The sequence below is a fragment of the Xylophilus rhododendri genome (genome assembly GCF_009906855.1).
GTDB classification, from domain to species: Bacteria; Pseudomonadota; Gammaproteobacteria; order Burkholderiales; family Burkholderiaceae_C; genus Xylophilus; species Xylophilus rhododendri.
The window spans coordinates 5,162,762-5,187,651 of the sequence record NZ_CP047650.1 but is presented as its reverse complement, the minus strand read 5'-3'; the positions used below and the strand labels follow the sequence as shown (position 1 = coordinate 5,187,651).

The 24,890-nt window shown below is 68.9% G+C and carries 24 protein-coding genes; 3 read left to right on the top strand and 21 right to left on the bottom strand.

Translation table 11 applies throughout. The annotated features are described in order from the left end of the window. The first annotated feature begins 8 nt into the window (after positions 1 to 8). Complete coding sequence (locus GT347_RS24020; protein ID WP_160554591.1) at positions 9 to 830, top strand: MinD/ParA family protein; 822 nt, start codon at positions 9 to 11, stop codon at positions 828 to 830. Between the two features lie 109 nt (positions 831 to 939). Here the strand turns inward: GT347_RS24020 and GT347_RS24015 are convergent, their stop codons facing one another. The 20 genes from GT347_RS24015 to GT347_RS23920 all read right to left on the bottom strand — a co-directional run bounded on the left by GT347_RS24015 (position 940) and on the right by GT347_RS23920 (position 20,891). Continuing rightward, positions 940 to 1,464, bottom strand: a complete 525-nt coding sequence (locus GT347_RS24015; protein WP_160554590.1) for a phosphoribosyltransferase — start codon at positions 1,462 to 1,464, stop codon at positions 940 to 942. Positions 1,465 to 1,519: 55 nt separating this feature from the next. Further along, on the bottom strand, positions 1,520 to 2,860 hold the full coding sequence (locus GT347_RS24010; RefSeq protein WP_160554589.1) for an adenylosuccinate synthase: 1,341 nt from the start codon (positions 2,858 to 2,860) through the stop codon (positions 1,520 to 1,522). Positions 2,861 to 2,880: 20 nt separating this feature from the next. Beyond that, a complete protein-coding gene (locus tag GT347_RS24005) occupies positions 2,881 to 4,029 on the bottom strand; it encodes an ATP phosphoribosyltransferase regulatory subunit (protein WP_160554588.1) in 1,149 nt (382 codons plus the stop codon). Between the two features lie 74 nt (positions 4,030 to 4,103). Beyond that, on the bottom strand, positions 4,104 to 4,292 hold the full coding sequence (locus tag GT347_RS24000; protein WP_160554587.1) for a DUF2065 domain-containing protein: 189 nt from the start codon (positions 4,290 to 4,292) through the stop codon (positions 4,104 to 4,106). Between the two features lie 10 nt (positions 4,293 to 4,302). Then, positions 4,303 to 5,226 (bottom strand): protease modulator HflC, encoded by a 924-nt coding sequence (gene hflC, locus GT347_RS23995; RefSeq protein ID WP_160554586.1) that lies wholly within the window; start codon positions 5,224 to 5,226, stop codon positions 4,303 to 4,305. A 30-nt stretch (positions 5,227 to 5,256) separates the two neighbouring features. Beyond that, positions 5,257 to 6,621 carry an FtsH protease activity modulator HflK gene (gene hflK / locus GT347_RS23990; protein ID WP_407704119.1) on the bottom strand — a complete coding sequence of 455 codons (1,365 nt, stop codon included), beginning with the start codon at positions 6,619 to 6,621 and terminating at the stop codon, positions 5,257 to 5,259. Positions 6,622 to 6,635: 14 nt separating this feature from the next. Continuing rightward, on the bottom strand, positions 6,636 to 7,850 hold the full coding sequence (hflX, locus tag GT347_RS23985; protein ID WP_160554584.1) for a GTPase HflX: 1,215 nt from the start codon (positions 7,848 to 7,850) through the stop codon (positions 6,636 to 6,638). 66 nt (positions 7,851 to 7,916) lie between these two features. Continuing rightward, a complete protein-coding gene (gene hfq / locus GT347_RS23980; protein WP_229722472.1) occupies positions 7,917 to 8,165 on the bottom strand; it encodes an RNA chaperone Hfq in 249 nt (82 codons plus the stop codon). Between the two features lie 111 nt (positions 8,166 to 8,276). Further along, positions 8,277 to 9,623 carry a ribosome biogenesis GTPase Der gene (gene der / locus GT347_RS23975; RefSeq protein ID WP_160554582.1) on the bottom strand — a complete coding sequence of 449 codons (1,347 nt, stop codon included), beginning with the start codon at positions 9,621 to 9,623 and terminating at the stop codon, positions 8,277 to 8,279. A 30-nt stretch (positions 9,624 to 9,653) separates the two neighbouring features. Next, the gene (gene bamB, locus GT347_RS23970) at positions 9,654 to 10,805 is read right to left on the bottom strand and encodes an outer membrane protein assembly factor BamB (protein WP_229722470.1); all 1,152 of its coding nucleotides are present in this window, start codon (positions 10,803 to 10,805) and stop codon (positions 9,654 to 9,656) included. A gap of 23 nt (positions 10,806 to 10,828) precedes the next feature. After that, positions 10,829 to 11,500: a YfgM family protein gene (locus GT347_RS23965; RefSeq protein WP_160554580.1), complete on the bottom strand. Its 672-nt coding sequence runs from the start codon at positions 11,498 to 11,500 to the stop codon at positions 10,829 to 10,831. 25 nt (positions 11,501 to 11,525) lie between these two features. After that, on the bottom strand, positions 11,526 to 12,842 hold the full coding sequence (gene hisS, locus GT347_RS23960) for a histidine--tRNA ligase (RefSeq protein WP_160554579.1): 1,317 nt from the start codon (positions 12,840 to 12,842) through the stop codon (positions 11,526 to 11,528). Positions 12,843 to 12,854: 12 nt separating this feature from the next. Next, the gene (gene ispG, locus GT347_RS23955) at positions 12,855 to 14,162 is read right to left on the bottom strand and encodes a flavodoxin-dependent (E)-4-hydroxy-3-methylbut-2-enyl-diphosphate synthase (RefSeq protein ID WP_229722468.1); all 1,308 of its coding nucleotides are present in this window, start codon (positions 14,160 to 14,162) and stop codon (positions 12,855 to 12,857) included. Positions 14,163 to 14,167: 5 nt separating this feature from the next. Next, positions 14,168 to 15,112, bottom strand: a complete 945-nt coding sequence (locus GT347_RS23950) for a helix-turn-helix domain-containing protein (RefSeq protein WP_160554577.1) — start codon at positions 15,110 to 15,112, stop codon at positions 14,168 to 14,170. Beyond that, on the bottom strand, positions 15,105 to 15,911 hold the full coding sequence (gene pilW, locus GT347_RS23945) for a type IV pilus biogenesis/stability protein PilW (protein WP_407704118.1): 807 nt from the start codon (positions 15,909 to 15,911) through the stop codon (positions 15,105 to 15,107). The genes GT347_RS23950 and pilW overlap by 8 nt, the downstream gene beginning before the upstream one ends. A gap of 16 nt (positions 15,912 to 15,927) precedes the next feature. Further along, the gene (gene rlmN / locus GT347_RS23940) at positions 15,928 to 17,073 is read right to left on the bottom strand and encodes a 23S rRNA (adenine(2503)-C(2))-methyltransferase RlmN (protein ID WP_160554575.1); all 1,146 of its coding nucleotides are present in this window, start codon (positions 17,071 to 17,073) and stop codon (positions 15,928 to 15,930) included. A gap of 21 nt (positions 17,074 to 17,094) precedes the next feature. Then, the gene (ndk, locus tag GT347_RS23935; protein WP_160554574.1) at positions 17,095 to 17,520 is read right to left on the bottom strand and encodes a nucleoside-diphosphate kinase; all 426 of its coding nucleotides are present in this window, start codon (positions 17,518 to 17,520) and stop codon (positions 17,095 to 17,097) included. A 109-nt stretch (positions 17,521 to 17,629) separates the two neighbouring features. Beyond that, positions 17,630 to 18,913 (bottom strand): pseudouridine synthase, encoded by a 1,284-nt coding sequence (locus GT347_RS23930; RefSeq protein WP_195812368.1) that lies wholly within the window; start codon positions 18,911 to 18,913, stop codon positions 17,630 to 17,632. Beyond that, positions 18,910 to 19,659 carry an SMC-Scp complex subunit ScpB gene (gene scpB / locus GT347_RS23925; protein WP_229722466.1) on the bottom strand — a complete coding sequence of 250 codons (750 nt, stop codon included), beginning with the start codon at positions 19,657 to 19,659 and terminating at the stop codon, positions 18,910 to 18,912. Before scpB ends, GT347_RS23930 begins: the two co-directional genes overlap by 4 nt. 149 nt (positions 19,660 to 19,808) lie before the next feature. Then, positions 19,809 to 20,891, bottom strand: a complete 1,083-nt coding sequence (locus GT347_RS23920) for an RluA family pseudouridine synthase (RefSeq protein ID WP_160554573.1) — start codon at positions 20,889 to 20,891, stop codon at positions 19,809 to 19,811. A 13-nt stretch (positions 20,892 to 20,904) separates the two neighbouring features. Here GT347_RS23920 and GT347_RS23915 point away from each other — a divergent pair, with 13 nt between their 5' ends. Continuing rightward, positions 20,905 to 21,717 carry an outer membrane protein assembly factor BamD gene (locus GT347_RS23915; RefSeq protein WP_160554572.1) on the top strand — a complete coding sequence of 271 codons (813 nt, stop codon included), beginning with the start codon at positions 20,905 to 20,907 and terminating at the stop codon, positions 21,715 to 21,717. Between the two features lie 8 nt (positions 21,718 to 21,725). Here GT347_RS23915 and GT347_RS23910 read toward each other — a convergent pair whose 3' ends face one another. After that, positions 21,726 to 23,930 (bottom strand): ATP-dependent DNA helicase, encoded by a 2,205-nt coding sequence (locus GT347_RS23910; RefSeq protein WP_160554571.1) that lies wholly within the window; start codon positions 23,928 to 23,930, stop codon positions 21,726 to 21,728. A gap of 129 nt (positions 23,931 to 24,059) precedes the next feature. Here GT347_RS23910 and GT347_RS23905 point away from each other — a divergent pair, with 129 nt between their 5' ends. Continuing rightward, a complete protein-coding gene (locus GT347_RS23905) occupies positions 24,060 to 24,887 on the top strand; it encodes a PP2C family protein-serine/threonine phosphatase (RefSeq protein WP_160554570.1) in 828 nt (275 codons plus the stop codon). Positions 24,888 to 24,890: the final 3 nt, after the last annotated feature.

Genomic DNA, 24,890 nt, shown 5'->3' with positions numbered 1-24,890 from the left:
ATAAAAGAATGAGCGAAGCGCCGACCCCTTCCATCCCCCGCCCCTCAGGCCCATCGGCCAAGGTGCTCGCCGTGACCAGCGGCAAGGGTGGCGTGGGCAAGACCTTCGTGTCTGCCAACCTGGCCGCGGCGCTGGCCAAGCGCGGCCACCGCGTGCTCGTGCTCGATGCCGACCTGGGCCTGGCCAACCTCGACGTGGTGCTGAACCTGCACCCCAAGATCACGCTGCACGACGTCTTCACCGGCCGCGCCCAGCTGGATCAGGCCATCATCGCCGCGCCCGGCGGCTTCTCGGTGCTGCTGGCCGGCTCGGGCATGGTCGAGTATTCGCGGCTCACGCCCGAGGTGCGCAACGAATTCCTGCAGGTGCTGCACAGCATCATGCCGCGCTACGACGTGGTCATCCTGGACACCGGCGCCGGCATCTCGGACGTGGTGCTGTTCGCCGTGTCGCTGGCATCCGAAGTGCTGCTGGTGGCGACGCCCGAGCCGACCTCGCTGACCGACGCCTATGCCGCGGTCAAGGTGCTGGCGATGCAGCAGAAGCGCACCCAGATCCGCATGATCGTCAACCAGACGGCACGCGCCGGCGATGGCCGCGCCATCACCGGCCAGCTGCAGCAGGTGATCGACCGTTTCGTGGTGCCCGGCGCGGGCCGTCCGATCCGGCTGCTGCACCTGGGCGACATCCCGGCCGATCCTGCCGTGCGCGACGGCGTGATGCGCCGGCAGCTGCTGCTGGTCAACACGCCCGGCTCCCCGGCTGCGCTGGCCATCGGTCAGCTGGCCAACAAGCTCGACGAGGTGGTGCTGCGCCGCAGTACCGTCTGACCGATAAGGTCGCACACGGGGCCGCGCGCCCTGCCCTGCTTCTGGCGGGACCATGAAAAAAGCCGGCTCATCGCCGGCTTCGCTGCATCTGGAGCCCAGGCTCCGGATCTCAGATCTTCCACTTCTCCAGCAGCCGGTCCGGCCGCATGGTGTCGTAGCCTTCGAAGGGTTGGTGGATCCAGGGATTGGTCGGCAGGAACTCCACCGAATAGTCCGGCGTGAAGATGGACGCGCCCTTGGTCCAGATGACCGCGCTGCGCAGCTCGGTGATCGGCGTGTAGTGGGTGCGCAGGTTGTCCATCACCGAATGCAGGGTGTGGCCCGAATCGGCCAGGTCATCCACCAGCAGCACCTTGCCGGCGATCTCGCCGCGCGGCGTGGTGATGAAGCGGGCGATGTCCAGGTGGCCCTGCACCGTGCCGCCGTCGGCGCGGTAGGAGCTGGTGGACATGATGGCCAGCGGCTTGTCGAAGATGCGCGACAGGATGTCGCCCGGCCGCAGGCCGCCGCGTGCCAGGCAGAGGATGGTGTCGAATTCCCAGCCCGACTGGTGCACCTTGATCGCGAGCTTTTCGATGAGGCTGTGGTACTCGTCGTAGCTCACATATAGGTGTTGGCCGTCTTCGGTCAGCATCGGGGGGACTCCTGGGGCGAGGTCTGGGGGAAACGCGGGAACACGGTCTTGGAGCTCAAGGCAGGTAGGGGTGCTGCATCAGGATCGTGTGGTCGCGATCCGGGCTGGTGGAGACCAGCGCGATCGGCACGCCGGTCACCTGCTCGATGCGTTGCAGGTACAGGCGGGCGTTGACCGGCAGATCGTCGTAGACGGTGACGCCCACGGTGGAATCGCTCCAGCCGCCGAGCTTCTCGTAGATGGGCTTGCAGCGCTCGATCTCGTCGGCACCCATGGGCAGGATGTCGGTGACTTCGCCGTCGAGTTCGTAGCCGGTGCAGAGCAGCAGCTCTTCGATGCCGTCGAGCACGTCGAGCTTGGTGATGCACAGGCCCGTCAGGCCGTTGACCTGGGCCGAGCGCTTGAGCAGGGCTGCGTCGAACCAGCCGCAGCGGCGGCTGCGTCCGGTGGTCACGCCCTTCTCGGCGCCGACGGTGGAGAGGTGGTAGCCGACGGTGCCGGGCTTTTCCCAGTCGAGTTCGGTCGGGAAGGGGCCGCTGCCCACGCGGGTGCAGTAGGCCTTGGTGATGCCCAGCACGTAGTGCAGCATGCCCGGGCCGACGCCCGAACCGGCGGCGGCGTTGCCGGCCACGCAGTTGCTGGAGGTGACGTAGGGATAGGTGCCGTGGTCCACGTCGAGCAGCGTGCCCTGCGCGCCTTCGAACAGCAGGTTGGCGCCGTCGCGGTGGGCGTCGTTGAGCTCGCGCGAGACGTCGGCGATCATGGGCATGATCTGCTTGGCGTGCTCCATGGCCTCGTTGTAGACGGTGTCGTAGTCGATGGCTTCGGCGCCCAGCACCTGGGTCAGCACATGGTTGTGCAGGTCCAGCAGGATGCGCAGCTTGTCGGCGAAGCGCTGCGGGTGGCGCAGGTCCTGCACACGCAGGGCGCGGCGGGCGATCTTGTCCTCGTAGGCCGGGCCGATGCCGCGGCCGGTGGTGCCGATCTTCTGGTTGCCGCCACGCTCGCGATAGGCTTCGCGGGCGATGTCAAGGGCTGCATGGAAGGGCAGGATCAGCGGGCAGGCCTCGCTGATGCGCAGGCGCGAGCGCACTTCCACGCCGGCCTTCTCCAGCCCCTCGATTTCTTCGAGCAGCTTGGCCGCCGACAGCACCACGCCGTTGCCGATGTAGCACTTCACGCCCGGCCGCATGATGCCGCTGGGGATCAGGTGCAGCGCGGTCTTCACGCCGTTGATGACCAGCGTATGGCCGGCGTTGTGGCCGCCCTGGAAGCGGACCACGCCTTGCGCGCTCTCGGTCAGCCAGTCGACCAGCTTGCCCTTGCCTTCGTCACCCCATTGGGTGCCGACCACGACCACATTGCGGCCGGCAACCGGCCCGTTCGTCTTGCTCATCTTGGGATCTGGAAATCAGTTCAAAGGGATAACACGGTCCACGATCCGGCGCGCAGCGCCAGTTCGCGGTCGCAGCGAAACTCGTCGATCTCGCTCTCGTGGCCTGGCATGACGCAGACCACGGTTTCGCCACCGGCACGCAGAGCGCCGATGGCTTGGGACAGGGTGGCATCGTCGGACCAGGGCGCACGGATGGCGGCGCGCAGCTCGCGCGGGCGCACCACGCCGACCAGCTCGCGCAGGTCCAGGCTGAAGCCGACGGCCGGCCGGTTGCGGCCGAAGACCGCGCCGACCTCATCGTAGCGGCCGCCGCGCACGATGGCGTCGCTCGCCCCCGCGACGTACATGGAGAAGCGGGCGCCGCTGTAGTAGGCATAGCCGCGCAGGTCGGCCAGGTCGAAGCTGATGCGCTCGGCCGGGACACTGGCGGCCAGGCGGCGCAGCGTCTGCAGTGCCGCCTGGACATCGCCGAAGGAGCCCAGCGCCTTGGCGGCCTCGTCCAGCACTTCCGAGCCGCCATACAGGCCGACCAGGGCGGCGAGCGCGTCACGCACGGCCGGCTGGAAGCCACGGCTGAGCTGGGCCAGCCCGCTGGCATCCTTGGCGGCCAGCGCGCCGCGGACTTCGCTCAACAAGGCCTCCGGCGCATCGACCTGCGCCAGAACCGCACGGGGAATACGCGCATCGCCCAGGTCCAGCTGAACGCCGCCGAGCTCGGCGGCAGCCAGGCAGTCGAGTGCCAGCCGCAGCACTTCCACATCGGCTTCCACGCCGGCATGGCCATAGATTTCCGCGCCGAACTGCAGCGGCTCCCGCGTGGCATGCGGCCGGCCGGGCCGGGTGTGCAGCACCGGGCCGCAGTAGCACAGGCGGGTGACGCCCTGGCGGTTCAGGAGATGGGCATCGATGCGCGCGACCTGCTGGGTGGTGTCGGCGCGCAGGCCGAGCATGCGTCCCGACAACTGATCGACCAGCTTGAAGGTTTGCAGATCCAGCGCTTCGCCGGTGCCGGTGAGCAGGGATTCGAGGTGCTCCAGCAGCGGCGGCATGACCAGCTCATAGCCGTAGCTGCGAGCGGTGTCGAGCAGATCGCGTCTGAGCTCCTCGATGTGGCGTGCCTCGGAAGGCAGCACATCGGCGATGTGATCCGGTAGGACCCAAGCGGACATGAAAAGTAGGACGCTGTTAAAAACGTAATTCTACCGGTACACCTTGACGCACCCGCCAGGGACACCGATTCATTTCAGTGTGCGCACCACAGAAGCAGCAGTCCGCACAGCATGCTGGCCAGGGCGAAGAGGCGCAGCGGCTGGTCGCCGAGCTGCGCCAGCCGGGCCATCGCCGCGCGCCACCGGCCCGGCGACAGGAAGGGGCCCAGGCCCTCCAAAACGAGCAGCAGGCCCAGGGCCTGCAACAGGACGGTCCAGTCCACCCGCGGCCGCTCAGCGGCGCGGGCCGGAGGCTGCCGGCGCCGCCGGGCTCACGCCCGAGGCACCGTTGCGGAAGGTGCGGAAGAAGTCCGAGGTGGCCGGGTCGACGACCAGCACGTCGCCCTTCTTGCCGACGCTGCTCTTGTACGCTTCCAGGCTGCGGTAGAACTGGGCGAACTGCGGATCGCGGCCGAAGGCATCGGCATAGTTGCGCGCGGCCTCGGCATCGCCCTCGCCCTTGGTCTTCTGGGCATCGCGGTAGGCATTGGCGATCGCGACTTCACGCTGGCGATCGGCATCGGCGCGGATCTTCTCGCCCTCGGCGGCGCCGGTGGAGCGCAGCTCGTTGGCCACACGCTTGCGCTCGGCCTCCATGCGGCGGTAGACCGATTCGGTGATCGCTTCCACATAGTCGACGCGGGTGATGCGCACGTCCACCACGTCCACGCCCCAGGGCTTGTCGCCCTTCACCCGTTCGAGCACCTCGCGCTTGACGGCCGTCATCAGTTCGTCGCGCTTGAGCGAGATCAGGTCGCGCACGGTGCGGCGGTTGATCTCTTCCTGGAAGGCATTGCGCACCACGCGGTTGAGCTGGTTGGCGCCGGCCGCCTCGTCGAGGCCGACGTTGCGGATGTATTCCGACGGGTTGACGATGCGCCAGCGCACGTACCAGTCGATCACCACACGCTGCTTCTCCGCGGTCAACATCGACTCGGTGTCGCTGCTGTCGAGCGTCAGCAGGCGGCGGTCGATATAGGAGACGTTCTGGAAGGGCCGCGGCAGCTTGAAGTGCAGCCCGGGCTCGGAGATCACCTCGCGGATCTGGCCGAGGGCATAGACCACGCCGAACTGGCGCTGGTCGACGACGAACACCGTCGAGCTGATCAGGAGCAGCAGGACGAGCAGGGAGGTGACGATGAAACCGATTCTGTTCACAGCGGATCCGGGCCTCTTGTTATGGGGGTACTAGCGCGAGTCGCGATCGCGCGAGCGCTCGTTGTCGCGTGTGCGGACATCGCCGGGATAGGCCGTGGGCGGCGCCGCGCTGCTGGCGGCCGAGCCGCCGGCCATGGTGGCGGCCACGGCTGCTTCCGCGGTGGTGGCAGCCGTCGGGGCCGTCGCCGGCTGGGCCTGCATCAGCTTGTCGAGCGGCAGGTACAGCAGCGAGCCTTGCTTGGAATCGACGATCACCTTGGTCGCATTGGCATAGATGCTCTGCATCGTGTCCAAGTACATGCGCTCGCGGGTGACCTGCGGCGCGCGCTGGTACTCGGCGAGCACCGCGCTGAAACGCTGGGCATCGCCCTGCGCCTGCGCCACGATGCGGGCCTTGTAGCCGTCGGCCTCTTCCTTCAGGCGCGAAGCGGTGCCGACGGCACGCGGGATCACGTCGTTGGCATAGGCCTGCGCATCGTTCTTGGCGCGTTCGCGTTCCTGGCCGGCCTTGAGCACGTCGTCGAAGGAGGACTGCACCTGCTCGGGCGGGCGCACGCCGCCCTGCTGCAGGTTGATGCCGACGATCTCGATGCCGACCTTGTAGCGGTCCAGGATGTCCTGCATCAGCTTACGCACGCGCGGAGCGATCTGGTCGCGTTCCTCGGCCAGAGCCGAGTCCATCTTCATCTTTCCGACCACCTCGCGCACCGAGCTTTCGGCCGCCTGGATCACGGCGGATTGCGGATCGCGGCTCTCGAACAAGTACTGGCGGGCGTCGTTCAAACGGTACTGCACGGCGAACTTGATCTCGACGATGTTCTCGTCCTGCGTGAGCATGGCCGACTCGCGCAGGCCGGTGGAGCGCACGATGGAGTCGCGGCCCACGTCGACCGAGCGGATCGGCGAGGTGAAGACCAGTTCGTGGCGCTGGATCGGGTAAGGCAGGCGCCAGTTGAAGCCCGCGCCGACGGTCGTCTTGTAGCGGCCGAACTGGGTGATGACACCTTGCTGGCCTTCCTGCACGATGAAGAAGCCGGTGGCCAGCCAGATCAGCACCAGCGCACCGGCGATCAGGCCGATGCCCATACCGGCATTCTTCATGTCGGGCTGGAAACCGCCGCCGCCGTTGCCGCTGCCGCCGGGCCCGCCGTTACGGCCCTTGCCGCCGCGCAGCAGGCCGCCGAGCTTGCGGTTGAAGTCACGCCAGAGTTCTTCGAGATCGGGTGGCCCATCCTTGGGGCCCTGGCCACGCGGGCCGGTCGGTGGCTCCTGGCCGGGACGCGGGGCGTCGCCGCCCTCTTCGTTGCGGCCCCAGCGCGGATCGTTCAGGTTGAACATGCCCCGGATACGGCCCGACAGCCCTGCCCATCGTTGGCCGGATGCTTGGAGAGTCATTGCACGAAATCTCACTATGACGCGTTGGTGGAGTGGGAGGGCATTGTGCCGTCTTCGTCGACGGCAGCCGCCAATGGGCCGGCTTCCGGACGGGCCATCGCCGCCCGGTGGGCGGTGACGGCCTCGGTCAGCACGGTACGCAGCAGCGCGATGCCGGTGCCCTTCTGGGCGCTGAGGAAGATGCGCGGCACCTGGGCGCCTTCGATCTCGTAGGTGTCCTGCGGCGAGAGCGGCTGGCGCTCGTCCGGCAGGGCATCGATCTTGTTGAAGACCAGCAGCTGCGGCACGTCGGCCGCGCCGATCTCGTGCAGCACCCGCTGGACCTGGGCGATCTGCTCGACGAAGTCCGGGTTGGCCGCGTCCACCACATGCAGCAGCAGGTCGGCATCGATGGCCTCCTGCAGCGTGGCCTGGAAGGCATCGACCAGGCCGTGCGGCAGGTCGCGGATGAAGCCCACGGTGTCAGACAGCGAGACCGAACCGGCTTCCGCGCCCAGATAGAGCTGGCGGGTGGTGGTGTCGAGCGTGGCGAAGAGCTGGTCGGCCGCATAGGCACGCGCCTTGACCAGGCTGTTGAACAGCGTCGACTTGCCGGCGTTGGTGTAGCCGACCAGCGAGATGTTGAAGGTCTCGCGCCGCTCGCGCTGGCGCCGCTGGGTGCCGCGCTGGCGCTTGACCTTCTGCAGGCGCTCTTTGGTGCGCTTGATGGTCTCGCCGATCATGCGGCGGTCCAGCTCGATCTGCTTCTCGCCGGGGCCGCCGCGCACACCCGCACCGCCGGTCTGGCGCTCCAGGTGGGACCAGCGCCGGACCAGCCGGGTGCTGAGGTATTGCAGGCGGGCCAGCTCCACCTGCAGCTTGCCTTCGTGGCTGCGCGCACGCTGGGCGAAGATCTGCAGGATCAGCAAGGTGCGGTCATTGACCGGCATGCCCAGCTGGCGTTCGAGGTTGCGCTGCTGCGCCGGGCTCAGGGCCTGGTCGAACAGCACCTCGACGGCGCCATGGTGCTCGGCGAGCATCTTGATTTCATCGGCCTTGCCGCTGCCCACGAACAGCGCCGCATCGGGTGCCTTGCGGCGGGCCACGATGCGGGCGACAGGGCGCAGGCCGGCGGTCTCGGCCAGCAGGCCGAGTTCCTCAAGTTCTCCGTCGAAATTCGGAAAGCCCAGGTCCACCCCCACCAGCACCACGGGTGCCGGGGCGGTATCGTTTGACTCGTCGATATTCAATGCGCGGAACTCAGGCTGACCGACGCTGATGCTGCCGGGAAGGTTGCGCTTCGCGGCAGCCGCGACTTAGGCAACGGGATCGTCGGAAGTATCGGCAGTGGAGAAATTCACTGCGCGTCCGGGAACGATGGTGGAAATGGCGTGCTTGTAGACCATCTGCGTCACGGTATTGCGCAGCAGCACGACATATTGGTCGAAGGATTCGATCTGACCCTGCAGCTTGATGCCGTTGACCAGGTAGATCGAGACCGGAACATGTTCACGCCGAAGCGCGTTCAGGAACGGGTCTTGGAGGAGTTGGCCCTTGTTGCTCACGATATGCTCCGTGTTCAAACTATGTTGTTGTAAAACACCACCTTAACACAGCATTTGGACCTGTCTGCCGCACGGACACGTATTTCCGTAACAGACCTATGCGGTGGAAGGTCACTCGGCTTTCTTGCCGGCGAACGGATTCTCGGAAGTCTTCATCTGGATGCGCAGGGGCGTGCCGACCAGGTCGAATTCCTTGCGGAAACGGCCTTCCAGGAAACGGATGTAGGCCGCCGGCACATGCTCCAGCGAATTGCCGTGGATGATGATCACCGGCGGGTTCATGCCGCCCTGGTGGGCATAACGCATCTTGGGCCGGAACATGCCGGCGCGCGGCGGCGACTGGAACTGGATCGCCTCCAGCAGCACCCGGGTGAGCACCGGCGTGGGCATCTTGCGCATGGCGGCGCGGTGCGCCTGGCCGATGGCATCCCACACCGGGCCCAGGCCCTGGCGCTTCTTGGCCGAGATGAACAGCATGGCGGCGAACTTCAGGAAGGCCAGCCGGGTCTCGATGGAGCGCTGCACCAGCTCGCGCTGGTAGGCATCGACCGCATCCCACTTGTTGATGGCGATGACCACGGCACGGCCGCTCTCCAGGATGTAGCCGGCGATATGGGCGTCCTGGTCGGTCACGCCTTCGGCGGCGTCGATCAGCAGCAGCACCACGTTGGCCGTCTCGATGGCCTGCAGGGTCTTGACCACCGAGAACTTCTCGATGGCCTCGAAGACCTTGCCTTTGCGGCGCAGGCCGGCGGTGTCGATCAGCTCGTACTTGGTGCCATTGCGCTCGAAAGGCACCGAGATCGCGTCGCGGGTGGTGCCCGGCATGTCGAAGGCAACCAGGCGCTCCTCGCCGAGCCAGGTGTTGATCAGGGTGGACTTGCCGACATTGGGCCGGCCGGCCACGGCCAGCTTGACGACGCCGTCCTCGGCGCCCTCCTCGTCTTCGTCCTCTTCCGGCAGGTTCAGCGTTTCCAGCGCCAGTTCCAGCAGGTCGCGGATGCCCTGGCCGTGGGCCGCGGAAACCCCGTGCACCTCGCCCAGCCCCAGCTCGAAGAACTCGACCAGCTGCACGCCTTCGCGCATGCCTTCGGCCTTGTTGGCCGCCAGCACGCAGGGCTTGCCCAGGCGGCGCAGGTAGTTGGCGATGTCGTGGTCCTGCGAGGAGACGCCGGCCCGCGCATCGACCACGAAGATCACCACGTCGGCTTCGGCGACGGCCTGGCGCGTCTGCTTGGCCATCTCGTGGAAGATGTTGCCGTCGACCGCATCGGGCTCGAAGCCGCCGGTGTCGATGACGATGAATTCACGGCGGCCGATATGGCCGTTGCCGTAGTGCCGGTCGCGGGTGAGGCCGGCGAAGTCCGCCACGATGGCATCGCGCGACTTCGTCATGCGATTGAACAGCGTGGACTTGCCGACGTTGGGGCGCCCGACGAGGGCGATGACCGGTTTCATGGAGATTTGGGGCCTGAAGCCCCGGATTTCTTATTCGGGAACGAAGCCGTAGACACCGCCGTTGGCGGTGACCACGACCAGCGTGTCTCCCACCACGACCGGCGCAGTGGTGATCGGCGAGCCGTCGGTGCTCAGGCGGTTGACGTCCGAGCCGTCCTCGCGCGAGAGCATGTGGACCAGGCCGGTTTCGTCGCCCAGGGCGATCGAGCGGCCCAGCACCAGCGGCGCGCTGAGCTTGCGGTAACGCAGGCGCTCCACCGTCCAGGCGCGTTCGCCGTCGGCGCGGTTCCAGGCGTTGATGACGCCGTTGGCTTCGGTGCCGTAGATGCGCTGGTCGTCCAGATCCAGGCCTGTGTAGCCGGCGGCCGGGCGCGCCCACAGAAGTTGGCCGCGCGAGGCATCCACGCAGCCGACGGTCGACTGGAAGGCCCGGGCGCAGACGATGCTGCCGTCGCGCGCGGTGCGGCCGACCAAGTCGACCAGGCGCTCGATGTCGTTGGTACCGCGGGTGACGGCCACCGGCGCCTCCCAGCGCACCGAGCCGTTGCCCGGGTTCATGCCGACCATGCGACCGGCCAGGCCCGCCACCAGGGTGTCGCCCACCGCCAGCAGCGCGCCGCCGTGGCGCAGCACCAGCGGCTCGCCGCTGCGCTGCTGCTGCCACAGGCGCTTGCCGGTCTTGCCGTCGAAGGCGAGCACCGAGCGGTCGGCCGCCAGCAGGAAGACACGTTCACCGGCGACGAAGGGCGCGGTGAAGACTTCGGCCGGCAGCGGCTGGCGCCAGGCTTCGCGGCCGTCGGCAAAACTCACCAGCTCGTTGTTGCGGGTGACCACCGCCGTCAGCTTGCCGTCGCTGCCGACACCGGCCGACAGCGGCGCGCCGGCGCTGGCGCGCCAGAGTTCGCGGCCGCTGCGTCCGTCCAGCGCCACCACGGTGCCGTCGTTGGAGGCCAGCATGACGGTGTCGCCGACGACCTGGGGCGAAAGCGAGAGTGTGCTGGTCGAGCCGATCTTGGCCGACCAGGCCTGGCGCACCGCCACCTTGACCACGTTCGGGCCCAGCGCCGCCGGCTTGGGCGGCGGCGTGCCGCCGAAGATGGTGCGCATCGAGTCCGGCATCATCGAGCAGCCGCCGAGCGCGAGGGCCGCGGCCACGCCGAGCGCCAGGAAGAGCGGACGCATGGAAAGCTTCTGGTTCATACGGTTCACGATTTGGCCTCTGCGCCTGCAGACGTACGGGGATCGACGCCCAGGGCGTTGAGCTTGATTTCGACCAGCCGGCGGTATTCCGACTGGCTGTCCAGGCCCTTCCAGGCGCTGGTGTAGGCGGCCACGGCGTCGGCCGACTTGCCCTGCGCGGCCAGGATGTCGCCCTTGCGGTCGGCGGCCAGCGGTGCGAAGGCGGCCGGCATGGAGGCATCGACCTGCTTGAGCGCCTCGTCATAGGCCTTGGCATCGAGCAGGATGGCCGCGGTGCGCAGCCGGGCGACCGCCTGCAGGCCATCGTCCCTGCCCTTGTCGGCCACCCAGGCCAGCGCGGCCTTGGCGCCGTCGGTGTTGCCCTTGTCGAGCAGCAGCTTGGCGGCGGCAAGGCCAGCCTGCTGGGCGTAGACGGTACGACCGAATTTTTCGCGCACGTCCTGGAAGGCGCGTTCGGCATGGCTGGCGTCGCCGGCCTGCACGGCGCGCTCGACTTCGTCGTACAGCACGGCGGACTGCGCCGCCTGGCGGCGGTCCCAGTAGTTGTAGAGGTTCCAGCCGGCGAAGCCGAGGGCGACGAGCACGATCACACCGGTGATCAGCGTGCCCCAGCGCTCCCAGAAATGCTTCAACTGGTCGAGCTGTTCTTGTTCTTCGAGGTCGAGATGGATGGCCATGGATGCTTGCTTTTCGCTCTGCGCTTCAAGCGCGGGATTGTAGGGTTGGCGCCCAGGAGGCGATGGCGTCCAGGCACTCCAGGCGCTGCGCGCCGCTGCCGTCGCGCAGCGACTTGACGGTGACTTCGCCGCGCGCGAGTTCATCGCCGCCGAAGACCAGCGCGAAGGCTGCGCCGCTGGCGTCCGCCTTCTTGAACTGCGACTTGAAGCTGCCCATGCCTTCGCCGGTGCCGGCGTGCATCTGCACCGCCACGCCCGCCGCGCGCAGGGCCTGCAGCACCGGCACGACGACCGCAAGCGAGGCCGCGTCGGGGATGACGGCATAGGCGTCGGGCGCGGGTGTGAGGTCCTGCGTCTGCTGGGACTGCAGCAGTTCCAGCACCCGCTCGATGCCCATGCCCCAGCCCACCGCTGCGGTCGGCTTGCCGCCCAACAGTTCGAACAGGCCGTCGTAGCGGCCGCCGCCGCACAGGGTGCCCTGGGCGCCGAGTTCGTCGGTGATGAATTCGAAGACGGTGTGCGAGTAATAGTCCAGGCCGCGCACCAGGCGCGGGTTGACGGTCCAGGCCACGCCGCAGGCGGTCAGCAGGCCCTGCACGGTTTCCAGGTGGCGGCGCGAGTCATCGCCCAGGTAGTCGAGCAGCTGGGGCGCGGCGCGCACCAGGTCCTGCATGGCCGGGTTCTTGGTGTCGAGGATGCGCAGCGGATTGGCATGCAGGCGGCGGCGGGCGTCCTCGTCCAGAAGTTCGGCGTGCTTTTCGAAGTATTCGATCAACGCGGCGCGGTGGGCCTGGCGTTCTGCCGGCACACCCAGGCTGTTGAGTTCCACACGCACATTGCGCAGGCCCAGTTCCTGGAACAGGGTGTGCACCAGCAGCATCACCTCGGCGTCCATCTCGGGGCCGGCGAAGCCCAGCGCTTCCACGCCCAGCTGGTAGAACTGCCGGTAGCGGCCGCGCTGCGGGCGCTCGTGGCGGAACATCGGGCCCATGTAGTAGAGCCGCTTGCCGCCGTCGTAGGTGAGGTTGTGCTCGATGGCGGCACGCACCACGCCGGGGGTGTTCTCCGGGCGCAGGGTCAGTTCCTCGCCGTTGAGCCGGTCGGCGAAGGAGTACATCTCCTTCTCGACGATGTCGGTGGTCTGGCCGGTGCCGCGCACGAAGAGCGCGGTCGGCTCCACGATGGGCGTGCGGATGTTGCGGAAGGCGTAGCGCGACATCAGGTTGCGCACCTTGTCCTCAAACCACTCCCAGCGCGCCGAGTCCGGCGGCAGGATGTCGTTCATGCCTTTCACGCCGGCCAGGCGCGAGGCCTTGCCGGCGGTGGGTGTGTTGTCAGCCATTTGGGGAAGAAATCAGGCGGCCGCCACGGTGGACGGGTTGCCGAAGCGTTGTGCGATGTAGCGCTCTACGAGCTGCTGGAATTCGGCGGCGATGTTCTCGCCGCGCAGGGTGAGGGCTTTTTCGCCGTCGATGAAGACGGGCGCGGCGGGTGCCTCGCCGGTGCCGGGCAGGCTGATGCCGATGTCGGCATGCTTGCTCTCGCCAGGTCCGTTGACGATGCAGCCCATGACCGCGACCTTGAGGTTCTCGACGCCGGGATAGGTCTTGCGCCAGACCGGCATCTGCATGCGCAGGAAGTCGTCGATCTGCTTGGCCAGCTCCTGGAAGGTGCCACTGGTGGTGCGGCCGCAGCCCGGGCAGGCGGTGACGCTGGGCACGAAGACGCGCAGGCCGAGCGCCTGCAGGATCTCGTTGGCCACCACCACTTCCTGGGTGCGCGATTCGCCCGGCTGGGGCGTGAGCGAGACACGGATGGTGTCGCCTATGCCCTCCTGCAGCAGCACCGACAGCGCGGCGGCCGATGCCACCGTGCCCTTGGTGCCCATGCCGGCTTCGGTCAGGCCCAGGTGCAGGGGATAGTCGCAGCGGCGCGCCAGCTCGCGGTAGACCGAGATCAGGTCGCGCACGCCGCTGACCTTGCAGGACAGGATCACCTGCCGGCCGTCCATGCCCATGCGTTCGGCCAGGCGGGCCGAGTCGATGGCCGAGGTGATCAGCGCCTCGTACATCACCTGGCGCGCGTCCCAGGGCTGGGGGCGGCGGCTGTTCTCGTCCATCAGCGAAGCGAGCAGTTCCTGGTCCAGGCTGCCCCAGTTCACGCCGATGCGCACCGGCTTGTTCCAGCGCAGGGCGGCGTCGATCATCTGGCCGAACTGCTTGTCGTGCTTGTCGCCCTTGCCCACGTTGCCGGGGTTGATGCGGTACTTGGACAGGGCCTCGGCGCAGGCCGGGTATTCGGTGAGCAGGCGGTGGCCGTTGTAGTGGAAGTCACCGACCAGGGGCACGTCGATGCCCATGCGGTCGAGCTGCTCGCGGATGTAGGGCACCTGCGCGGCGGCTTCGGGCGTGTTGACGGTGATGCGCACCATCTCCGAGCCGGCCTGGGCCAGTTCCTTGACCTGGATCGCGGTGCCGATCGCATCCACCGTGTCGGTGTTGGTCATGGACTGCACCCGCACCGGCGCATCGCCGCCGATGGTGACCACCCGCGGGCCCCAGACCACGCTGGCCTGGCGCGAGCGCCGTGGCGGCGGATGGGCGACCTCGATCGGCCGGCCGGCGCTGGAATCGGACGGGAAAGACGCGGAAAGATCGGACACGGTCATCACTTCACCTCGAAGCGGGCGACGTTGTTGCGGGTGATCGGCACGAGGTCGAGCGCCTGGCCGCGCACCTGTACCGCGGTGGCGCCGGCATTGCCGACCACCACCGTCAGCGGCGGCGTTCCGCCCACGCTCTGGGCGGTGCCGGGCTGCAGCACTTTTTCGAACACGGTGGCGCCGCGGCTGTCGCTCACGCGCACCCAGGATGCGGCGGTGGCGTTGAAATTGACGAGCCCATCGGCCGCGACAGCTGCAGCCGCAGCAGCCGGTGCCGTCGCTGGCAACGCCGGCGAAGCCTGCAGCACCGGTGCAGCCGCGGGCGCGGCTGCTTGCGGCGCGGGCGCCGCATCCACCGTTGTCCCCGCCTGCCCGCGCATGGATTCAGGGCCTTCGGGCGCCACGGCGGCGACCGGCGGTTCGGAGGACGGCGGCGTCACATCGGTCACGCCACCCACCGGCGCCGGCACCGCCGGCTCGCCGCGCGGGCCGAGCACCATCTGCGTCCAGGCATCGAGCCGGCCGGCGGGCACCAGCAGCAACACCGCGGCCGCGACCAGGATCAACACCACCAGCCACACGGCCGGATGGCGCAGCCCGCTGCGCAGGCCGGCCAGGCTCGCGGGCGCGGCCTTGGCGGTGCGGAAGGTGGCGCCGTCGGTGCGCTTCACGTCGGCGCCCAGGCGCGGCGGCAGCTTCTGCGGCAGCAGGGCCAGCACCGGCGCCGGATCGAGCTTGAGCGCGCGGCACACCCCGCCGGCCAGGGCGCGCACGAAGGGCGGGTCCGGCAGCAGGTCGTAGCGGTCGGCCTCCAGCGCCTCGAGTCGGGACACCGGCACTTTCAGCATCACGGCCAGGGAGGCGATATGCATACCCGCTCGCTCGCGCGCGTCCCGCAACAGGGCGCCGGCGCCGGGGCCGGCCGGACGGGGCTGGTCCGTCTCACTCATCGAATGCTCCACGCTCGAAGGAAGCGGCTTCGCGCGACTGCGGGAAGCGCTTGCGCAATTGTTCGCCCAGCTGCGCCGTCGCGACACGGTCGCCCAGGCGCCGCTCGATGCGGATGCCCAGCCACAGGGACTCGGCATTGGCGAATTCGCCGTTGTTGACACGGCGGATGTAGAAACGCGCGCGCTCCACATCGCCCCGCTGGAATTGCATGTTGGCCAGGGTGTAGCCGACGATCGGGTTGCCCGGATCGATGTCGTAGGCGGCCGAGAGCGTGGTCTGCGCCAGTTCGTTGCGGCCGGCGCGCAGCTCGCAGATGCCCTGCGTCATCAGCGTCTTGGCGCGGTTGCCGTAGCCGGGCGTGTTGGCGGCCTGGCTGAAGAGCCGGTCTGCCTCGTCGTAACGGCGCTGCTGGCATTGCAGCCAGCCGTAGTTGTGCAGGGTGTCGGCGTCGCGCGGATTGAGGGTGACGGCGCGGCGGAAGCTGTCGACGGCCAGGTCGAAGTCGGAGAGCCGCATGTAGATCAGGCCGCGCAGGGCGTAGGCGGGCGCGTAGTCGGGATCGGCGGCGATCGCCTGCTTGACTTCGTCCAGCGCCACCGTGGTCTTGTCGTTCTCGAAATAACCCGAGGCCAGCTCGATGCGTATGCGGGCGCGGCGGCGGGCGGGGCTTTCGTCCGATGCGGTCACCAGCTCGGGGCGGGTGACCTCGTTGTTCTGCCCGATCGGCTGCTGGGTGGTGATCTGGCGCGACACGCAGGCCGTCAGCAGGCAGAGGCAGGCCGCAAGGAGCAGAAACAAGGTCTTTGGCATCGGCTCAGGACTCCCCCTGCGCGGCCACCGGCACCAGCGGAGTGCTGCGCTGCCGGGCGATGCGCTTCATCACGTGGGTGCGGTCCTTCACGTCGCCGGCCAGCTGGCCGCAGGCGGCATCGATGTCGTCGCCGCGCGTCTTGCGCACCGTGGTGACGATGCCGGCATCGCTCAGCCGCTGGGCGAAGGCCGTGACCCGCTCGCGCGGCGAGCGCTTCAGGCCGGACGCGGGAAACGGGTTGAAGGGAATCAGGTTGAACTTGCAGGACACGCCGGGCGAGCCGCCCTGCCCCTTCACCAGCTCGGCTAGCCGGTCGGCATGTTCGGGCAGGTCGTTCACGCCGTCGAGCATGCAGTACTCGAAGGTGATGAAGTCGCGCGGGGCGAAGGCCAGGTAGCGGCGGCAGGCCTCGAGCAGTTCGGCGATCGGGTACTTGCGGTTGAGCGGCACCAGGTTGTCGCGCAGCGCATCGATGGGCGCATGCAGGGACACGGCCAGGGCCACGGGGCAGTCCTGCGACAGGCGGTCCATCATCGGCACCACGCCGGAGGTGGAGACCGTGACCCGGCGGCGCGACATGCCGTAGGCATGGTCGTCGAGCATGGTGCGCAGCGCCGGCACCAGGGCCGAATAGTTCTGCAGCGGCTCGCCCATGCCCATCATCACCACGTTGGAGATGACGCGTTCGGTGGTGCCCAGGCGCTTTCGCAGCGCGTGCTCGGCGTACCAGAGCTGGGCGGTGATCTCGGCGGTGGTCAGGTTGCGGCTGAAGCCCTGGTGGCCGGTGGAGCAGAAGCGGCAGTTGACGGCGCAGCCGGCCTGCGAGGAGATGCACAGGGTGCCGCGGTCGTCCTCGGGGATGAACACGGTTTCCACCGCATCGCCGCCGCCCACGTCGAACAGCCATTTGATGGTGCCGTCGGCCGAGACATGTTCGGCGGCGACCGGCAGGGCACGCACTTCGGCGATGCCCGGGAGTTTTTCGCGCAGCGACTTCGCGAGGTCGCTCATCGCGGAGAAATCGGAGGCACCGCGCTGGTGGATCCAGCGGAACAGCTGGGTGGCGCGGAAGCGCTTCTCGCCCAGTTGTTCGCAGAACGCGGCCAACCCGTCGAGATCGAAGTCGAGCAGATTGGTCCGGGTGTTCATGCGCGGTGCGTCGGCCGCTGCTTAGCGGGCGTAGACGTTCAGGGAGGGGAAAAAGAAGGCGATTTCGACGGCGGCGGTTTCGGCGGCGTCGGAGCCGTGCACGGCGTTGGCGTCGATGCTGTCGGCGAAGTCGGCGCGGATGGTGCCCTTGTCGGCCTTCTTGGGGTCGGTGGCGCCCATCAGGTCGCGGTTCTTCAGGATCGCGCCTTCACCTTCGAGCACTTGCGCGAAGACGGGGCCGGAGATCATGAATTCGACCAGGTCCTTGAAGAAGGGGCGTGCCGAGTGCACGGCGTAGAACTGTTCGGCTTCGGCGCGCGACAGCTGCACCAGGCGGGCAGCGGCGATCTTCAGGCCGGCGGCTTCGAAGCGCGAGACGATCTGGCCGATGGCGTTCTTGGCGACGGCGTCGGGCTTGATGATGGAGAGGGTACGTTCGATGGCCATGGTTTTTCCTGAGTTTCCTGAGTTCTGGATGTCTAAGAGGATTTTGCCCAGTCGGCAAAACCCGGCATTTTAGCCTGCGGTGACAAGCCCTTTTTAAGGGGCCGCCGCTTCAGCGGCCTCGGCCGCGCGGGCCGCCCGGCGGCTTGGTCTTGCGGGTCTCCTGGCGCTGGCGCTTCAGGCTGTCGGCGCCGATGTAGCCGAGCGATGTCTTGAGCGGATCGGGCTGGCCCTCGGCCTTCTCGCCGCGGGCCGCCTCGACGCGTGCGGCATTCTTGTAGCCGCCGCGCGGACCGGCGGGCCGGGCGGTGTTGGCCGGCGCACCGCCCTCGCCGCCACCCTTGCCGAAAGCACCGAAGATGCGGCTGGGCGCGGCTGGCACCTGTGCGCCACCGCCTTCGCGGTGCTTGCCGGGGGCGCGCACCAACGGTTTTTCGCCACGCGCGGGCTTGGGCACGCCGGCTGCTTCCATCAAGGAGTTGATGTCGCGCTCGTCGAGTTCCATGAAGGCGCCGCGCTTCAGGCCGCGCGGCAGCAGCATGGCGCCGTATCGGATGCGGATCAGCCGGCTGACCGCATGGCCCACCGCCTCCAGCATGCGGCGCACCTCGCGGTTGCGGCCTTCGGAGATGGTGACGCGGTACCAGGTGTTGGCGCCCTCGCCGCCGCCGTCCTCGATGGAGCCGAACTGGGCCATGCCGTCGTCCAGGCGCACGCCGTCGAGCAGCTTCTGCTTTTCTTCCTTGTTGAGCGCGCCCAGCACCCGCACCGCGTATTCGCGCTCCAGGCCGAAGCGAGGATGCATCAGGCGGTTGGCCAGTTCGCCGGAGTTGGTCAGCAGCAGCAGGCCTTCGGTGTTCAGGTCGAGCCGGCCCACCGATTGCCACTTGCCGGCATGCAGGCGCGGCAGGCGGCGGAACACCGTCGGGCGGTTCTGCGGATCGTCGTGGGTCACCACTTCGCCGGCGGGCTTGTGGTAGGCGATCACCCGCGCGGCCGGCGGATCGATGCGGATGCGCACCGCCTTGCCGTTGACCTTGATCTGGTCGCCGTACTGGATGCGCTGGCCGACGTGCGCCGGCTCGTTGTTCACCGAGATGCGGCCCTCCTCGATCATCTGCTCCATCTCCAGGCGCGAGCCCAGGCCGGCCTGGGCCAGCACCTTGTGCAGCTTGGGGGAATCCTGCTGGGGCTGCAGCACACGCTTGGGCGGCGCGGCGGCGGCTTCGGGCTCGGGCGACTCGTCGGCTTCGACGTCGAAGCGGCCGGACAGGACATCGCCGAAACGGTCGTCGTCGGCGCCGGCGGGCGTGGCCTGCGGCGCGGGAGCGGCGTCGGACTGCGGGGACGTTTTCGGGTCCTGCGGCAGGTCGTCTTCGGGCGTGGGGTGGTTCATGGCGTGTCCTTGGAATCTTCTGTGCCCGGGTCCGGCGCCGGCGCGGCGGGGTCGGAGCTGGGCTCGAATGGGGGGGCGTCGGCTTCGCCGAGATCGATCGCGTCGGCGGGCTCGCCCGGCTGCGGCGGTTCAGGCTGCTCGGGCCGCTCCGGCGGAAGGTCGTCGATCGAGAGCTCGCCCTGCCGCACGTCGCCGCCCTCTTCCTGCAGCGCGGCGCGCAAGGCCTTTTCGGCGGCGGCACCGTCGGTCAGCGGCAGTTGGTCGAGCGAGGCCAGGCCCAGGTCGTCCAGGAATTGCTTGGTGGTGGCGAACAGCGCCGGCCGGCCCACGGTTTCGCGGTGGCCGATCACCTCGATCCAGCCCCGGTCCTCGATCTGCTTGACGACCATGCTGTTGACCGCCACACCGCGGATGTCCTCCATGTCGCCCCGGGTGACCGGCTGGCGGTAGGCGATGATGGCCAGCGTCTCCAGCACGGCGCGGCTGTAGCGCGGCGGTTTCTCCGGATGCAGGCGATCCAGGTAGGGCCGCATCTTCGGCCGGCTCTGGAAACGCCAGCCGGTGGCCACCTGCACCAGTTCCACGCCGCGCTGGGCCCAGTCGGCCTGCAGGTCTTCTAGCAGCTGGCGCACGGTGTCGGCGCCCAGGCTGTCGTCGAACAGCTGGCGCAGCTCGCGCAGCGGCAGGGGCTGGGGCGAGCAGATCAGGGCGGTTTCAAGGATGCGCTTGGCATCCGCCGTATTCATGGTCGGGCGCTTTCGGCTGGCGTTGGCGTTAACGGGGCGTGGGCGGCGGCGCGGCGTGCCGCGACCGGGGGGCGCCGGGCGAGCGGCGCAGGATGCCGACAGTATTGCGGCGGTGTGGTGGCCGTACCCGGCGCCCCGTCGGGAGCGCCCTAGGCAGGCAGCGGAGGATTGTAAGCGAGGCCCCATGCGGCCAGCGCGGCCATCAGGTCGGCGGGCGGCGCCGCCTCGAAAGCCAGCGGCCGGCCGTCGACCGGGTGCTCGAAGGCCAGCCGGAAGGCGTGCAGCGCCTGGCGCTGCATGCCGCCGGCCGGTCCTCCGCCGTACAGGGCATCGGACACCAGCGAATGGCCGATGGAGGCCAGGTGCACCCGGATCTGGTGGGTGCGGCCGGTGTAGAGCGCGCACTGCACCCAGCAGCCCTCGGCGGCATTGGCCAGCAGCTGGAAGTGGGTGCGCGCCGTCTTGCCCGGTTGCCGGGCCAGGTCGACCACCGCCATGCGCAGGCGGTTGCGCGCGTCGCGGCCGATGGGCGATTCGATATCGCGCTCCTCGGCGCCCTTCCAGGGGCGGTGCGCCAGCGCCAGGTACTGGCGGCTGACGTCGCGCGCGGCAATGGCCTTGACCAGTGCATCCATCGCGCGACGGCTGCGCGCCACCACCATCAGGCCGCTGGTGTCCTTGTCGAGCCGGTGCACGATGCCGGCGCGCGGCAGCGTGGCGGCGGCCGGATGGCGCGCCAGCAAGGCGTTGAGCAGCGTGCCGCGCCAGTTGCCCGGCGCCGGATGCACGACCAGTCCCGCGGGCTTGTTCACCACCAGCAGGTCCTCGTCCTCGTAGACCACGTCCAGCGGAATGTCTTCCGGCAGGAAGGCCTGGGTCTGCAGCGTGGGCCGCAGGTCGATCTCGATGCGGTCGGTGGCCCGCACCTTGCCGGAGGCCTTGCTGGCCACCGCGCCGTTCAGGCGCACGTCGCCCGCGGCGATGCGCTGCTGCAGGTAGCTGCGCGAGAACTCGGGCGCCGCGGCGGTCAGGGCGCGGTCCAATCGGTCGCCGTGCAGCGCGGCGGGAACCGAGAAGTCGCGCTGTTCGCTGGAATCGGCCGGATCGGCGTCGGTTTCGCTGTCCAACTCGGCCAGCGGCCCGTCGTCGGGCAGGGCAATGCCATCGGCCGGCGTGGCCTCTGCGGTGGCTGGCGTGGGGTGCGCCGATATAATCCCGGAGGTTTTTCTCAAGAGGTGGCCCGTGATGCGTCAGGTGAAATTATCGTTGGTGCCCACCGCAGGGTTCATGCTGGTGGCTGCAGCCCTGCTTTCCGGCTGCGGAACCACGTCGGTCGATGACCAGACCGCCGGCTGGAGCCCCAACAAGATCTATTCCGAAGCCAAGGACGAGGCTTCGTCGGCCAACTACGACAAGGCCGTTCCGCTGTACGAAAAGCTCGAAGGCCGCGCCGCCGGCACGCCGCTGGCGCAGCAGGCCGAGCTGGAGAAGGCCTATGCCCAGTACAAGGCCACGCAGTCGGTGCAGGCCATCGCCACGCTGGACCGCTTCATCCGCCTGCATCCGGCCAGCCCCGCGCTGGACTACGCCTTCTACCTGAAGGGCCTGGCCAACTTCAACGACGACCTGGGCCTGTTCTCCTTCATCTCGCGCCAGGACCTGTCCGAGCGCGACCAGAAGGCGGCCAAGGATTCCTTCGAAAGCTTCAACCAGCTGGTCACGCGTTTTCCGGAATCGAAGTACGCGCCCGATGCCCGCCAGCGCATGACCTACATCGTCAATTCGCTGGCCCAGTACGAGGTGCACGTGGCCCGCTACTACTACAGCCGCGGCGCCTACGTGGCGGCGATCAACCGGGCGCAGAACGCGATTTCCGGCTACACCGGCGTGCCGGCGACCGAAGAGGCGCTCTTCATCCTGATGCAGTCCTATAACGCCCTGGGCATGAAGGACATGAGCGAGGACACGCGCCGGGTGATCGCCACCAACTATCCCAACAGCGCCTATGTGAACGGCACCGTGAAGAAGGAAGCCGATCCCTGGTGGAAGGTCTGGTGACCGGCTGATCACCAGTCGAAGAAGTCCGCGGCCGTTTCCGCATCCGGCCCGGCGGACTCGGGCGGCCTGAGCGCGGCGAGTTCGGCCAGGGCCTCTTCGAATTCCGCCTGGTCGTGCAGGCGCCGCATCGGCGGCAGTCCCGCCAGCAGGCGCTTGCCGTAGGGCATGCCGGTGAGGCGGGTATCGCCCACCAGCAGGATGCCGCGGTCGTCCTCGCGGCGGATCAGCCGGCCGGCGCCCTGCTTCAGGGCCACCGCGGCCTCGGGCACGAAATAGCTGTTGAACGCACTGCGGCCGGACTGTTCCAGGCGCTGCGCACGCGCTTCGACCAGTGGGTCGTTGGGCGGCGGGAAAGGCAGCTTGTCGATCACTACCAGTTGCAGCGCCTCGCCCGGCACATCCACCCCTTCCCAGAACGAGGCCGAGGCGACCAGCACGCAGCCGGCGCGGCCTTGCGAATCGCCTTCGCGAAAGCGGTCCAGCAGCATGCGTTTGGTGCCCTGGCCCTGCACCAGCACCTCCACCGCGCCTCTTTCGCCGAAATGCTGCTGCAGCGCTTCGCCGATGGTGCGCAGGGCACGCAGCGTGGTGGTCAGCACCAGCGTGCGGCCGCCCAGGGTGGCCACCGCCGGCGCCACCAGGCGGGCCAGCTGCAGCGCATGGCCGGCATCTGCCGGCCGCGGCAGCTGCGGCGGCACGAAGACGGCCGCCTGCCGGGCGTAGTCGAAGGGGCTGTCCACCCGCAGGATGCGGGCGTCCTGCAGGCCGCAGGGCTCTGTGAACCAGCTCAGGCGCTCGTCGGTGCCCAGGGTGGCCGAGGTGAAGATCCAGGCCCGCGGGCGTTCGCCTTCCTGCGCGGCCGCCGCACGCGCCGTGTCGCCGGACGGCCAGCCGGCCTGCAGGGAGGCCATGTCGTCTTCATCGTCGTCGCTGTAGGGCGGCGTTTCTTCGGCATCGGCCACCGGCTGGGTCTTCATGCCCAGCAGCCGCTCGCGCACTGCCTGGGCGATGTCCAGCGGCGACTCCACCAGTCGCAGCTGGCTGGCCGTGACATCGGCCCAGCGCACCGCGCCCGGCGCGCTGGCCTGCGCGAACAGGGCGGCGCGCCGCCGCAGCTCGGCCGCCCGCTCGAAAAGCCGCACGAAATCGGGCGCCAGCTCGCTGACCGTGTCGAGCGCGGCCTGCATGGCCTCCAGGCCGCTGTCGATCGCCGCCAGCGCGCCGCTCCAGCCCTCGGGATCGACGCCTTCGGGCTGCAGGCCGGTCCAGCGCAGCTTGCTGCCGGCATAGGCATCGCCGGCGCTCATGCGCAGTTCGCGTGCCGCGCGTTCGACATCGGCCGCATGGCGTGGCCAGTCGGCCAGGCCACGCGCCTGCTGCAGGCCGGTGGCCAGCACGTCGCGGGCGAAGTCCAGCAGCTGGCCGCTGCCCAGTTGCAGGCCGAGGAACTGCACGCCGGTCTCGTTGAGCTGATGGGCCTCGTCGAAGATGGCCACCCGCACGGTGGGCAGCAGCTCGGCCATGCCGGATTCGCGCACCGCCAGGTCGGCGAAGAAGAGATGGTGGTTGATCACCACCACATCGGCCGCCAGCGCGTCGCGCCGGGCGGTGTTGATGTGGCAGGCGCGGAACTGCGGGCATTTGGCGCCCAGGCAGTTCTCGCGAGTGGAGGTGATCAGCGGCAGCGCGGGGCTGCGTTCGTCCAGGCCGGGCAGCTCGGCCAGGTCGCCGGTGCGGGTGGCCTGGGCCCAGGTCTCGACCTTGGCCAGCACCCGCTGGATGCTGCGGTCTCCGCCGGCATCGGTCTGCCGCGCCACTTCCAGCCGCTGCAGGCAGAGGTAGCTGCCCCGCCCCTTGAGCAGCGCGGTGCGCAGCGGCAGGCCGAGCGCCTGCACCAAGCGCGGCAGGTCGCGCGAGAAGAGCTGGTCCTGCAGGGTCTTGGTGGCGGTGGAGAACAGCACCCGTTCGCCGCTGAGCAGCGCAGGCACCAGATAGGAATAGGTCTTGCCGACGCCGGTGCCGGCCTCGGCCACCAGCACGCCGCCTTCCGCGATGGTTTCGGCCACCGCGATCGCCATGCGGCGCTGGCCCTCGCGCGGGCGGAACTGCTCGGCGGCCTGCGCCAGCCAGCCGTCCGGCTCGAAGGCCTGCTCGACGGCGGCGATTAGGCCGGACGGCTCGGCCGCGGGACGATCTCCGCTCAACGCCGGCATAGGCGGGCCACCGGGCGGCGAGGAAGGCAAGAAGAATAAAAACGCATGAGCGGCCCTGACCTGCCGTGATCCGGCACGCCCGATGATAAAGTCTGCGCCGCCCGTCCCCCGTCCGCCCGCGACTCCTTCATGTCATCCCAATTCCGTCTCGCCGGCGCCACCGGTATCCACCAAGGTGACCGCGCCTACCAGCAGGATCGGGTCGCCCTGCTCTCCCATCCCCGCTTCAACGGCTGCCTGCTGGGCATCGTGGCCGACGGCATGGGCGGGCGCAGCGGTGGGCGCAAGGCATCCGACCAGGTGATCCTGACGGCCCAGCAGCTCTTCGAGCAGTTCGTGCCCTACCAGGAAGAGGCGCCGGCCCTGCTGCGCCGCATCGCGGAGGACGCTCATTTGGTCATCGGCCTGATCGCCATGTCCGCCGAGCAGGAGCCGCACAGCACCCTGGCGGCCTTTTTGATCAACCCGCGCGGCGACTGCCACTGGGTGCATGTGGGCGATTCGCGCATCTACCACTACCGCGGCCGGGAGCTGCTCACCCGCACCAGCGACCACTCCTATGTGCAGGGCCTGGTGGACCGCGGCGAGATCACCGAGGCCGAGGCCAATGTGCACCCCAAGTCCAATATCCTGATGGGCTGCCTGGGCACACCCGAGCCGCCGCCGATCACCCTGCACAGCATCGCCAGGCTGCAGCCCGGCGACACCATCCTGGCCTGCAGCGACGGCCTGTGGCACTACTTCGCCCCGCACGAGATCGGCTCGGCCATCAACGACCTGCCGCCGCGCGATGCGGCGCAGGCGCTGGTGTCCGGCGCCAGGCGGCGCGCACGTGGCGGCGGCGACAACCTGTCGATCGCCCTGGTGCGCATGGAGGCGCCGCAGGAAGAGGCGGCGCCCGTGCGGGCCACCGTGCCGCCGCTGGTGCCGCCACTGGCACCGCGCCGGCCGAACTGAAGC

What these genes read in the sequence shown, in the direction of transcription:
- GT347_RS24020 (WP_160554591.1), top strand. Translation starts at nt 9, where the DNA reads ATGAGCGAAGCGCCGACCCCTTCCATCCCCCGCCCCTCAGGCCCATCG.
- GT347_RS24015 (WP_160554590.1), bottom strand. Translation starts at nt 1,464, where the DNA reads ATGCTGACCGAAGACGGCCAACACCTATATGTGAGCTACGACGAGTAC.
- GT347_RS24010 (WP_160554589.1), bottom strand. Translation starts at nt 2,860, where the DNA reads ATGAGCAAGACGAACGGGCCGGTTGCCGGCCGCAATGTGGTCGTGGTC.
- GT347_RS24005 (WP_160554588.1), bottom strand. Translation starts at nt 4,029, where the DNA reads ATGTCCGCTTGGGTCCTACCGGATCACATCGCCGATGTGCTGCCTTCC.
- hflK (WP_407704119.1), bottom strand. Translation starts at nt 6,621, where the DNA reads ATGACTCTCCAAGCATCCGGCCAACGATGGGCAGGGCTGTCGGGCCGT.
- der (WP_160554582.1), bottom strand. Translation starts at nt 9,623, where the DNA reads ATGAAACCGGTCATCGCCCTCGTCGGGCGCCCCAACGTCGGCAAGTCC.
- bamB (WP_229722470.1), bottom strand. Translation starts at nt 10,805, where the DNA reads ATGCGTCCGCTCTTCCTGGCGCTCGGCGTGGCCGCGGCCCTCGCGCTC.
- GT347_RS23965 (WP_160554580.1), bottom strand. Translation starts at nt 11,500, where the DNA reads ATGGCCATCCATCTCGACCTCGAAGAACAAGAACAGCTCGACCAGTTG.
- hisS (WP_160554579.1), bottom strand. Translation starts at nt 12,842, where the DNA reads ATGGCTGACAACACACCCACCGCCGGCAAGGCCTCGCGCCTGGCCGGC.
- GT347_RS23950 (WP_160554577.1), bottom strand. Translation starts at nt 15,112, where the DNA reads ATGAGTGAGACGGACCAGCCCCGTCCGGCCGGCCCCGGCGCCGGCGCC.
- rlmN (WP_160554575.1), bottom strand. Translation starts at nt 17,073, where the DNA reads ATGAACACCCGGACCAATCTGCTCGACTTCGATCTCGACGGGTTGGCC.
- ndk (WP_160554574.1), bottom strand. Translation starts at nt 17,520, where the DNA reads ATGGCCATCGAACGTACCCTCTCCATCATCAAGCCCGACGCCGTCGCC.
- GT347_RS23930 (WP_195812368.1), bottom strand. Translation starts at nt 18,913, where the DNA reads ATGAACCACCCCACGCCCGAAGACGACCTGCCGCAGGACCCGAAAACG.
- scpB (WP_229722466.1), bottom strand. Translation starts at nt 19,659, where the DNA reads ATGAATACGGCGGATGCCAAGCGCATCCTTGAAACCGCCCTGATCTGC.
- GT347_RS23915 (WP_160554572.1), top strand. Translation starts at nt 20,905, where the DNA reads ATGCGTCAGGTGAAATTATCGTTGGTGCCCACCGCAGGGTTCATGCTG.
- GT347_RS23910 (WP_160554571.1), bottom strand. Translation starts at nt 23,930, where the DNA reads ATGCCGGCGTTGAGCGGAGATCGTCCCGCGGCCGAGCCGTCCGGCCTA.
- GT347_RS23905 (WP_160554570.1), top strand. Translation starts at nt 24,060, where the DNA reads ATGTCATCCCAATTCCGTCTCGCCGGCGCCACCGGTATCCACCAAGGT.